The sequence below is a fragment of the Sphingomonas bacterium genome, assembly GCF_028292945.1.
Classification (GTDB): Bacteria; Pseudomonadota; Alphaproteobacteria; order Sphingomonadales; family Sphingomonadaceae; genus Sphingomonas.
This window is the reverse complement of the sequence record NZ_JAQGLJ010000047.1, coordinates 17,122-28,036: the sequence shown is the minus strand read 5'-3', so window position 1 is coordinate 28,036 and position 10,915 is coordinate 17,122. Positions and strand designations below refer to the sequence as shown.

General features: G+C 68.0%; 11 protein-coding genes. 6 read left to right on the top strand and 5 right to left on the bottom strand.

The genetic code is table 11. From position 1 onward, the window contains the following. Positions 1–1,618, bottom strand: a 1,618-nt coding sequence (locus tag JWN21_RS06370; protein WP_299647401.1) for a M28 family peptidase, incomplete at its 3' end; no start/stop codon positions are given. After that, a complete protein-coding gene (locus tag JWN21_RS06365; RefSeq protein WP_367182916.1) occupies positions 1,615–2,055 on the bottom strand; it encodes an MAPEG family protein in 441 nt (146 codons plus the stop codon). The genes JWN21_RS06370 and JWN21_RS06365, both read right to left, overlap by 4 nt. 192 nt (positions 2,056–2,247) lie before the next feature. On the opposite strand from JWN21_RS06365, the gene rpmF reads away from it, so the two are divergent. From rpmF to JWN21_RS06340, 5 genes are all read left to right on the top strand, one after another. After that, positions 2,248–2,427, top strand: coding sequence for a 50S ribosomal protein L32 (rpmF, locus tag JWN21_RS06360; protein WP_299647399.1), 180 nt, complete (start codon positions 2,248–2,250; stop codon positions 2,425–2,427). A gap of 37 nt (positions 2,428–2,464) precedes the next feature. Further along, complete coding sequence (gene plsX, locus JWN21_RS06355) at positions 2,465–3,526, top strand: phosphate acyltransferase PlsX (protein WP_299647397.1); 1,062 nt, start codon at positions 2,465–2,467, stop codon at positions 3,524–3,526. Further along, a complete protein-coding gene (locus tag JWN21_RS06350) occupies positions 3,523–4,491 on the top strand; it encodes a beta-ketoacyl-ACP synthase III (RefSeq protein WP_299647395.1) in 969 nt (322 codons plus the stop codon). Before plsX ends, JWN21_RS06350 begins: the two co-directional genes overlap by 4 nt. Positions 4,492–4,567: 76 nt before the next feature. Further along, positions 4,568–4,867, top strand: a complete 300-nt coding sequence (locus tag JWN21_RS06345; protein ID WP_299647403.1) for an integration host factor subunit alpha — start codon at positions 4,568–4,570, stop codon at positions 4,865–4,867. A gap of 8 nt (positions 4,868–4,875) precedes the next feature. Beyond that, positions 4,876–5,232 (top strand): MerR family transcriptional regulator, encoded by a 357-nt coding sequence (locus JWN21_RS06340; RefSeq protein WP_299647393.1) that lies wholly within the window; start codon positions 4,876–4,878, stop codon positions 5,230–5,232. Here the strand turns inward: JWN21_RS06340 and JWN21_RS06335 are convergent. Then, positions 5,229–5,840 carry a TetR/AcrR family transcriptional regulator gene (locus JWN21_RS06335; protein WP_299647391.1) on the bottom strand — a complete coding sequence of 204 codons (612 nt, stop codon included), beginning with the start codon at positions 5,838–5,840 and terminating at the stop codon, positions 5,229–5,231. The two genes, JWN21_RS06340 and JWN21_RS06335, sit on opposite strands and share 4 nt — an antisense overlap. A gap of 103 nt (positions 5,841–5,943) precedes the next feature. Between JWN21_RS06335 and JWN21_RS06330 the strand changes: the two genes are divergently transcribed. After that, entirely contained in the window at positions 5,944–8,202 is a 2,259-nt protein-coding gene (locus JWN21_RS06330; protein ID WP_299647389.1) for a TonB-dependent receptor, read from the top strand. A 42-nt stretch (positions 8,203–8,244) separates the two neighbouring features. Here the strand turns inward: JWN21_RS06330 and JWN21_RS06325 are convergent, their stop codons facing one another. Both JWN21_RS06325 and JWN21_RS06320 read right to left on the bottom strand, forming a co-directional pair. Beyond that, positions 8,245–9,765, bottom strand: a complete 1,521-nt coding sequence (locus tag JWN21_RS06325; protein WP_299647387.1) for a peptide chain release factor 3 — start codon at positions 9,763–9,765, stop codon at positions 8,245–8,247. Positions 9,766–9,953: 188 nt separating this feature from the next. Beyond that, positions 9,954–10,823 carry an aldose 1-epimerase family protein gene (locus JWN21_RS06320; RefSeq protein WP_299647385.1) on the bottom strand — a complete coding sequence of 290 codons (870 nt, stop codon included), beginning with the start codon at positions 10,821–10,823 and terminating at the stop codon, positions 9,954–9,956. Positions 10,824–10,915 lie beyond the last annotated feature (92 nt).

The following is a 10,915-nucleotide window of genomic DNA, read 5'->3' as shown; positions in this document are numbered from 1 at the left end:
CGCCCGCACTCGCCTCCCGCACCCCGCGAAACTCCGCCCCCTCGCGCCAGCTCGGCCACTCCCGTGACTCGGCCAGGCCGCGCCCGACCTCGCGCATCGCGCTGACATCCGCCACCACCCCGCGCCAGTCCCAGTTCGGGTCCCATGCGTCGCAGGTCTGGTGATAGCAGCGCATATAGCCGTCCAGCCACGCCTGCCCCGCCGCCCGGCCGCCCGTCACCAGGTCCGGCGCGCCGCTGATCGCCATCAGCAGCAACGTCGGCACGCCCTGGCGCGCGAGCGGAAAGTGATCGGCGCGATAGTTCAGCCCGCGCTCGGGCAGCGCCTCGGGCGTCACCACCCGGCCCTGCGCCGTCACCGCCGCCGTCAGCCGGTCCTCCAGCGTGGTCTGCCCCGCCCCCACCAGCATCACGTCGCGGCTAGGCCCGCCGGTGTTGAGGATGTCGAACGTCAGGTTCGCGACCGTCGTGGCATGCGGATAGACCGGGGCCTGCGCGTAGGTCTCCGACCCCAGCAGCCCGCGCTCCTCGCCCGTCCACAGCGCGAACACCACCGTCCGCGCCGCCGGACGTTTGGCGAAGTCGCGCGCCATCTCCAGCACCGCCGCCACGCCGAGTGCATCGTCGTTCGCGCCCGGCCGCACCGTCCGCCCCTGCGGGTCCGGCGCACCGATGCCATACGCGTCCCAATGCGCGCCGAACATCACCACCTCGTCCGGGTGCGTCCGCCCCGTCACCTTGGCGAGCACGTTGCGGCTTTCCGCGCGCGAATGGGTGACGGGCAGGTCGGCGGAGAAGGTCTGCCCGTTCAGCTCGACCGGCCGGAACCCGCGACTGCGCCCCGCGCGCCGCAGCTCGGGCAGGCTCAGCCCGGCCGCCGCGAACAGCCGCGTCGCCGCCGCACCCTCCAACCAGCCCTGCAGCAGCACACGCTCGTCGCCTGGCCGCCGGACGATATCGTAATTCTCGCCCGCGGGCGCGGTGACGGTGCTCCAGCCATAGCCCGCGCCGTCGGTGTCGTGGACGATCAGCGCCGCGATCGCGCCGCGCCGCGCCGCCTCCTCGAACTTGTACGTCCACCGCCCGTAATAGGTCATGCGCCGGTCGCCGAACTTGCCCGCCGCGTCCTCGCCCGGCAGCGCGGCGAAATCCGGGTCGTTGACCAGGAACACCGCCACCTTGCCGGTCAGGTCGACGCCCTTGTAGTCGTCCCAGTCCCGCTCGGGTGCGGTCACGCCATGGCCGACGAACACCATCGGTGCCCCCGCGACCGTCGCGCGATCGACCGGCCGCACCGTGCTGAGATAGATCTCGCGCCCGGTCGTCAGCGTGACGCCGCCGATGTCGGCACTGCCCGCGCCCAGCCTGGTCCGCACCAGCGGCACGCCTTGCGTCCACGACCCACCCGGCCCGCCCGGCTCCGCGCCGGCCTCGCGCAAATGCCGGATCAGCCACGCAACCGTCCGTTCCTCGCCGGCCGTCGCCGGCGCGCGTCCCTCGAAGGCGTCCGACGCCAACACCCGCACGTCGCGCGACATGCGCGTCGCGGACACCGGCTCGCGTACCGTCGCACACGCAGCCAGCGTCAGTGCTGCAAGCAGGGCGATCAGCGCCCTCATCCCTGCAACGACACCATCTCCACCGCCGGTACGCTCGCAGCGCGCTCCGCCGAAAGCGCGATCGCCACCGCCCAGATCGCCAGCGCCACCTGCAGCACCATGGTGATGCCCGTGCCGATCGGGCGTCCGGGCCTCCACCCGTCCATGCCAAAGCCGTGCGCGATCCGCCCCACCACGAACGCGACGGTCGCCGCCCACAGCCAGCCGGGCTCGCCCCCGCTGACCTCGATCGCGAACACCAACACCAGGATCAGCCACGCGTTCTCGCCGAAATTGGCGTGCGCGCGCATCCGGCGGATCACGCGGTCGTTGCCGCCGTCGCCGACCGATATCTTTTCCGACTGCCGCACCTGACCGACCCGGATCGAGAGCCAAAGATTGACCACGGCAAGCGCCGCCGCCAGCACCAGCGTCACTTGCGGCAAAACCATCAGCATCTGCTGTTCCCCCAAAAGGGCAGAGTGGCACGCCGCCCGCATGCTTGCAACGCCGGCCCGATCCGCTATAGGCGCGCGCTTCGCGATGCGTCCGGCCGTTCGAGCTGCTCCGCGGCCGGCCCGTGCCGGTTGCCGTAGCGCCTGGGCAAGCCTAGCGCCTCTGACAGATTACCGATTGCACAAGGTGCCGAAATGGCCGTCCCCAAAAGAAAGACTTCGCCCTCTCGCCGTGGCATGCGCCGGGCGCACGATGCGTTGAGCCCCATGCCGTTCCAGGAATGCCCCAATTGCGGCGAGCTGAAGCGGCCGCACAATCTGTGCAACGCCTGTGGGCACTATAACGGCCGCGAGATCGTTTCCGTCGAGAGCTGAGTCGTACGGCTCGAGCCGGACAGGGATTTCACGTCGCATGCCTGACCAGTCAGGGCCCGGAGCTTCTGGGACCACCCCCATCCTCGCCATCGATGCGATGGGCGGCGACGAGGGGCTGGCGGTGATGCTCGCGGGCGTGGCGCAAGCCTGCCGTCAGGATGGCAGCCTCAAGTTCATCCTCGTCGGCGATCAGGTCGCGATCGGTGACGAGCTGAACAAGCATCCCGTGCTGGCCGGGGCGGAGATCGTCCACGCCCCGCAGGTCGTGGGGGCCAGCGACAAGCCTTCGCAGGCGATCCGTCACGCCAAGACGACTTCCATGGGTCTTGCCATTGACCTGGTGAAGAAGGGTCGCGCCGGCGCCGCGGTGTCGGCGGGCAACACCGGGGCGATGATGGCGATGGCGAAGCTGTCGCTGCGCATGCTGCCCGGCATCGACCGCCCTGCGCTCGCAGCCCCGCTGCCGACGCTTGGCGTCAACGACGTGATCATGCTCGATCTTGGCGCGAACGCAGCGGTCGATGCTCGCAACCTGGTTCAGTTCGCGGTGATGGGTGCCGCCTTTGCGCGTACGACGCTGGACCTGGATTGCCCGCGCGTCGCGCTGCTCAACATCGGCTCGGAGGACCAGAAGGGCACCGACGAGATCCGCGAGGCCGCCCAGGCGTTGCGCAATGCGACGCTCCCCATGACCTTCACCGGCTTCGTCGAGGGCGACAAGCTGGCGCGCGGCGACCATGACGTGATCGTGTGCGACGGCTTCACCGGCAACATCGCGCTCAAGACCGCCGAAGGAACCGCCCGCTTCGTCGCCGACCTGCTCAAGCGCGCCTTCACCAGTTCCGTCCGTTCCAAGGTCGGCTTCCTGATCTCGCGCCCCGCCACCAAGCTGCTGCGCGACCACCTCGACCCCAACAACCACAATGGCGCCGTCTTCCTGGGCCTCAACGGCATTGTCGTGAAGAGCCATGGCGGCGCCACCGCCAGCGGCGTCGCGACCGCGATCGGCAACGCCGCCAAGATGGTCCGCGCCGACCTCACGCGCCGCATCGCCGAGGATCTCGGCAATTTTGCGCACACGGTGGAGAAGGCGGCATGATCCGGTCAGTGGTCACCGGCACCGGCTCGGCACTTCCGGTCCGCCGGGTGTCCAACGCGGAACTCGCACAGCAGGTCGACACCACCGACGAATGGATCGTCGAGCGTACCGGGATCCGCTTTCGTCACATCGCCGCACCCGACGAGACCACCGCGACGCTGGCCGCCGACGCGGCGCGGGCGGCGTTGGCGACGGCGGGCGTGGTGGCGACGGACATCGATCTGATCGTGCTGGCCACCGCGACGCCCGATCAGACCTTTCCAGCGTCCGCGACCAAGGTCCAGGCGCTGCTCGGTATCCCCGACTGTGTTGCGTTCGACATCAACGCGGTGTGTTCGGGCTTCCTCTACGCCGTGCAGGTCGTCGATGCGATGTTGCGCGCCGGCGTCCACAAACGCGCGCTGGTGATCGGCGCGGAGACGTTCAGCCGCATCCTCGACTGGGAGGATCGCGGCACCTGCGTGCTGTTCGGTGACGGTGCCGGCGCGATCGTGCTGGAGGCGCAGGATAGCAAAGCCGAAGGCGGTCGCGGCATCCTGGCGACCAAGCTCCACGCCGACGGCCGTCACAACGACCTGCTCTATGTCGATGGCGGCCCGTCCACCACCGGCACGGTCGGCAAATTGCGCATGAAGGGCCGCGAGGTGTTCCGCCATGCCGTCGTCAACCTGGCGGCGGTGATGGAGGAGTCGCTGGTGCTGGCCGGACTGACGAGCGCGCAGGTCGACTGGGTCGTGCCGCATCAGGCCAACGCCCGCATCCTCGACGCCACCGCCCGAAAACTGGGCCTGCCTGCCGACAAGGTCGTCGTCACGGTGGATCAACACGCCAACACGTCGGCGGCATCGGTCCCGCTGGCGCTGGACGTGGCGGTGCGCGATGGCCGGATCGAACCTGGTCAGATCGTGGTGCTGGAGGCGATGGGCGGAGGGTTCACCTGGGGAGCGGCGGTACTGCGCTGGTAAACCGCCGTCCGCAAAGGCTTTCCGTCGGCGGCAACCTCGGTTAAGGAGTGGTCGCGAAGGGGGTGTGACCGTGCTGATGACAATGGTGGGAACACTGACGCGCGCCGATTTGGCGGAGGCCTTGCATCGCGAGGTCGGCCTGAGTCGCGCCGACTCGGCCAAGATCGTCGAACAGATCCTGCACGACATGTGCCAAGCGCTGTCGACTGGCGAGAACGTCAAGATCTCCGGCTTCGGTACGTTCGTGCTGCGCGACAAGGGCGAGCGTGTCGGTCGCAATCCCAAGACGGGCGTCGAGGTGCCGATTGCGCCCCGCCGCGTGCTGACCTTCCGCGCCAGTCAGATGATGCGCGAGCGCATCGCCGCGGCGCGCTGACGCACGCGGTGCCTTCAGGCGTTTCCCCCGGCGGGACCAAGGCGACAGGCGCGTTCCGCACGATCGGCGAACTGTCGCGCGAAACCGGGTTGCCGCAGCATATCCTGCGCTATTGGGAACAGCGCTTTCCCCAGCTCCGCCCGCTGACCCGCGCCGGTAACCGCCGCTACTACCGGCCCGAGGACGTGGCGTTGGTGCGCCGCATCGATCAGGCGCTGAACCGGCAGGGCTACACGATCAAGGGCGTGCAGCAGCTATTGGCGACCGAGGCCGGTTCCTCGGTGCCCGAAACGTCGGAAGACATGGTGACGCTGCGCGCGATCCGCGACGGGCTTGCCGCCGCGCTCGCGGCGGATATCGTCTAGCCGGCCAGTCCCCGCGCCAGAAAGTCGGCCACCACATCGGCTACATCGGCCGTCGAGCGGTCCTCCTCCCACACGCCATAGCGCAACCCCAGAAACACGTTCATTCCCATGATCGCCCAGGCGTGGACCTCCTCCACGTCCGCGCGCACCTCGCCGCGTGCGGCAGCTTCCTCCAGGCGGTGTGCGATCCGATCCACCGTGGTCGCATAATGGTGCCGAAAGCTCGCCGGGTCGACGAACTCCGCCTCGTCGATGATGCGGTAGATCTCCTTGTGCTGCCGCACGAACCCCAGGAAGCTTTCCAGTCCCGCGCGCTCCCGCGCGATACCGCCGGGCGCGGCGCGGATCGCGGGCGCGACATGATCGCGCACCTGCTCGCTCATGTCGCTGACCAGCGCACGGAAGATCGCGTCCTTGCTGTCGAAATAGGTATAGAAACTGCCCAGCGCGACGCCCGCGCGCCGGGTGATCGCGCTGATCGAGGCAAGGTGAAAACCGTCGGTCGCGAACTCGGCCGCGGCAGCGTCCAGCAGCGCGCGGCGCGTGCGGCGGCCGCGATCGGTCCTCGGCTCCTTGCCGGCGCTCTCCGCGGCCATCCCCCCCATCATCCACCTCCGGAAAAAGCCAAGTTGAAACCTGGTTCGGGTTTCAGTATAACCCGCGCAACGCGGCGCACAACCCGAACGGGGTGGCCGCTAACAGGAGGGGTTCATGACCAGCTTTTCGACACGCACGCTGTTCAACATCGGCGTCGCGGCCGCCGCGCTCTACGCCGCTCCGGCATGGGCGCAGGACGGCTCCGTTTCGACCGAGGCGCAGTCGACCACGAACCCGGTTGGCGGGACGGCGCAGCCCCAGGAGGCGGCGCAGGGCGACATCGTCGTCACGGCACGGCGGCGCGAGGAAAGCCTGATCGACGTGCCGATCTCGATGTCGGTGCTGTCCGGCGAGACGCTTCGCGAGCAGGGCGCTGTGGATATCACCACGCTGCAGGACAAGACGCCAAACCTCACATTGCAGATCGCGCGCGGCTCCAACTCCACGCTGATCGCCTTTTCCCGCGGCGTCGGCCAGCAGGATCCGCTCTGGGGCTTCGACCCCGGCGTCGCTCTCTACATCGACGACGTGTATGTCGCGCGTCCGCAGGGCGCCGTGCTCGACGTCTTCGACGTGGAGCGGGTGGAGGTGCTGCGCGGCCCGCAGGGCACGCTCTATGGTCGCAATACCATCGGGGGCGCGATCAAGTACGTCACCAAGCGTCTGGGCAACGAATTCGCCGCCTCCGCGCGTGCGGCTTACGGCACCTACAATCAGGTCGACCTGATCGGACAGGTAACCGTGCCGATCGGCGACACGCTGTCGATCGGCGGCGCGGTGGCCCGCTATTGGCGCGACGGCTATGGCACCAACCTGACCACGGGTGTGGAGCATTACAACAAGGATGTTCTCGCCGCGCGGCTGTCGGCGGAGTTCACGCCCAGCGACACGATCTTCTTCCGCGTCGCAGGTGATCGCGTTCTCGACAAGTCGCGTCCGCGGCACGGCACGCGCCTGCTGCCCAACGGGGCCGATGCGCGCTATCTGCCGACCGCGAGCGTGTACGACACGCGCGCCGGTATCGGCGACACCAACCGGGTGCTGACCCAGGGCGTGTCCGCGACCGGAGAGATCGGCCTGTCGTCGGCACTGACCTTCAAGACGATCACCGCCTGGCGCGAAGGCGAGACCGATACGCTGATCGACTTCGACAACACCGCGCTGCCGACATTGGACGTGCCCGCGCGCTACGAGGATCGGCAGTTCACGCAGGAGCTTCAGCTCCTGTTCGAGGGCGAACGCATACAGGGCGTCGTCGGCCTCTATTATCTCAACGCCCGCGCCGCCGGGGCGTTCGATACCGTGGTGGGGCTGCTCAACACCACCACGCTCACCTCCGGGGAGGTGAAGACGAAAAGCTACGCCGCGTTCGGCGACCTCAGCCTCGACGTCACCGACCGCTTCAAGGTCTCCGCGGGCGTGCGCTACACGCAGGACACGAAGCGCGGCACCGTGTTCCGTCGCAACTACACCGGCATCCGCAGCCCCACCTTCGGCAACGCCGCCGCGGTACCCGGCCTGATCCGCACCGATTACACCAACGAACGCGACTTCAAGCAGCTGACGCCACGCGTCAGCCTGTCATACGAGCTCCGCCCGGAACTCAACGTCTATGGCTCCTACGGAAAGGGCTTCAAGTCGGGCGGCTTCGACATGCGTGGTGACGCCGTGTTCACGCCCACCACCGTCAATGGCTATGATCCCGAGAAGATCGACAGCTACGAACTCGGGCTGAAGGGCGCGTTCCTGGACCGGACGCTGTTCGTCAATCTCGCCGGGTTCTTCTCCAAGTACAAGGACCAGCAGGTCACCGTTCAGGTGCCGGCATTGCCAAGCGGGATCGCGAGTTTCGTGGACAATGCGGGTCGTGCCGACATCTGGGGCATGGAGCTGGAGACGCGCATCGTACCGAGCCGCAATTTCTTCGCGACGCTCGCGCTCGGCTACACCAACGCCGACTACAAGGAGTTCCTGACCTTTGTCGGCGGCGGCACGACGCCGGTGGACGTCGCCAACCAGCGGGTGTTCCAGAATACGCCGGAGTTCACGGTGAACGCTTCCGCGACGTGGAGCACCGACCTTGCGGGCGGTCGCCTGTCGTTCACGCCGGCCGTGTCCATGCGAAGCGACGTCACGCTGTTCGAGATCCCCACGCCCACGCTCGACCAGGACGGTTATGTCCTGCTGGACGCGTCGGCCAACTGGGTCTCGCCTGACCAGCGTTTCACGTTCGGGGTGACGTGGCGCAACATCACCGACGCCCGCTATCGCGTCGGCGGCTACAACTTCCCGGGCCCGTTCACCGGCAATTCGATCATCGGCTATTACGGCCCGCCCCGCACCGCCACGGCGAGCGTCGGCGTGCGCTTCTGATCGTGCGCAGGGTCGTTCGGAGCAACCTCCGAACGACCCCGCCTACCGCTCCCTGGTCGCCGCGAACGCGACCTTGGGATAGCGTTCCGCCACATACCCCACCTCCCAGGCGCTCTTCGCCAGGAACACCGGGTTGCCGTCGCGATCCTTTGCCATCGCGCTTCGATTCAGGTCCGCGAACGCCTTCACGTCCGCCGCTTCGCCGCCGACCCAGCGCGCGGTGTCGAACGGTGCCGGCTCCAGCCCGGCCGCGACCTTGTATTCCGCCTCCAGCCGGCTGAGCAGCACGTCCAGCTGCAGCTGCCCAACCACGCCGATGATCCAGTTCGAGCCGATCTCGGGATAGAAGACCTGCGTCACGCCTTCCTCAGCCATGTCGTCCAGCGCCTTGCGGAGCTGCTTGGTCTTGGTCGGGTCCTTCAGCACCACGCGCCGGAGGATTTCGGGCGCGAAATTCGGCAGACCGGTGAACCGCACGCCCGCGCGCTCGCTCAGCGTGTCGCCGACCCGCAGCGTGCCGTGGTTGGGAATGCCGATAATGTCGCCAGGATAGGCCAGGTCCGCCAGCTCGCGGTCCTGCGCGAAGAACAGGATCGGCGAATGCACGGCGAGGGGTTTGCCCGAACCCGACGGGGTCAGCTTCATGCCGCGCCGGAACGTCCCCGAGCACAGCCGCATGAAGGCAATGCGGTCACGATGCTGCGGGTCCATGTTGGCCTGGACCTTGAAGACGAACCCTGTGACCTCGCTGTCGCCGGGCTCCACCGGCGCGGGCTCGGCGGGCTGCGGGCGCGGCGGCGGGGCGTAGTCGGCAAGCGCGGCGATCAGCTCCGCAGGCCCGAAATCCTTGAGCGCCGAGCCAAAATATACCGGCGTCAGGTCGCCGCTGCGATACTTCTGCGCGTCGAAACTCGCATAGCCACCCTGCGCCAGCTCGATCTCGTCAGCGAACCGCTCCGCCAATGCGGCCTCGTCGGTGGCGCCCTGAAAGGTGCGGCTGTCGCCCTCCGGCCGGCTGATCCGGCCGGTGCGAAAGTCGAGCACGCCCTCGAACTCGCCACCCATGCCGATCGGCCAATTCATCGGGCACACGTCGAGCTGGAGGATGTCGGCAATCTCGTCGAGCAGCTCGAACGGCGAGCGCCCCTCGCGATCGACCTTGTTGACGAAGGTGATGATCGGCACCGACCGCAGCCGGCACACCTCGAACAGTTTGCGTGTCTGGGCCTCGATCCCGCGCGCCGCGTCGATCACCATGACGGCGGAGTCGACCGCCGTCAGCGTGCGATAGGTATCTTCGCTGAAATCTTCATGCCCCGGCGTGTCGAGCAGGTTGAACGTGCACCCGGCCGTCTCGAACGTCATCACCGAGGACGTGACGGAGATGCCGCGCTGCTGCTCGATCTTCATCCAGTCCGACCGCGCACGCCGGTTCTGCCCCCGCGCCTTCACCTCGCCGGCGAGATGGATCGCGCCGCCGACATGCAGCAGCTTCTCGGTCAAGGTCGTCTTGCCGGCGTCGGGGTGGGAGATGATTGCGAAGGTTCGGCGGGGGGAGGTCATGGGCATCCAGAAACTAGGTGACAGTAGGTGACACCAACGCGCCTTGCCGGTGATGACGGTCCGCCGGCAAAGTTCTCAAAGTTCACGCGATCGGCGACAATGTTCCGACTGCCGGTTTGCCGAGGGCGTGGCGAAGCGTGTCGGTCATCATCGGGCCTTGCCAGAACCCGACCATGTAGGACAGCGTTTCAGGGGAGCAGCGTCACGGTCATGCCGACGTGCTTGCTTGCGCCGGCCGCGAGCGTGAGCACGCCCGGTTTGTCACGGAACTCGCCGGCATGGCCCTGTGGGTCTGCCAGGCCGTGCCACGGCTCGATGCAGACGAACCTGGCGCCCGGCTTGCTCCAGATCCCGAGCTGCGGCGTATCGGGAAAGTCGATCCTGAGCTGCGGGCCGGGTTCCGCACCATAGGTCAGCGACTGCGTCGGTACGGGGTCCCAGATCAGCGCGTCCCGGGTGAACAGCGCATCGTTCATCACGAGCGTTCGACCGTGCAGTGGAGACGGTCGGTCACCGGCGATCAGCCCCTCCGCCAGCTGCTTCACCGGCCCTGGCGCGTCGTCCGCGAAGGTGATCCGATGCGCGTCGCGCGGCTGGCCGTAAGGCAGCGGCCACGCGAACGCCGGGTGGAAGCCGAAACTCGCGGGCATCGGCCGGTCGCCGGTGTTGGCGATCGTGACATCGACGCGCAGCGACGCGTCGGCGAGCGAGAATGCCACCTCCAGCCGGAATGCATACGGGTATTGCGCCCGTGTCGCCGCGCTGTCCTCGAGCGCGAACACCGCACGCGTCGCCTCCGCCGTCTCGACCGTGAACGGCAGCCGCCGTGCGAAGCCGTGCTTCTCCATCGGGTATTCGCGCCCGCCGACGCGGATCACGTCGCCCGCCACCTTGCCCACCACCGGAAACAACAGCGGCGCGCGGCCGGTCCAGAACGCCGGGTCCGCGTCGGTCATCAGCTCGCGCCCGTCCGCGTCGGCCAGCGACGACAGCTCCGCACCGAACGGGTTGATCGCGGCGGTGAGCACGCCGGAGGTGATGGTGATCCAGTCGTTCATCACACTCTCGTCATGCTGAACTGGTTCCAGCATCCACGCGCAACCGCCACCGGCGCATGATCGCTCGAGCGACACGCATGGACCCTGAAACA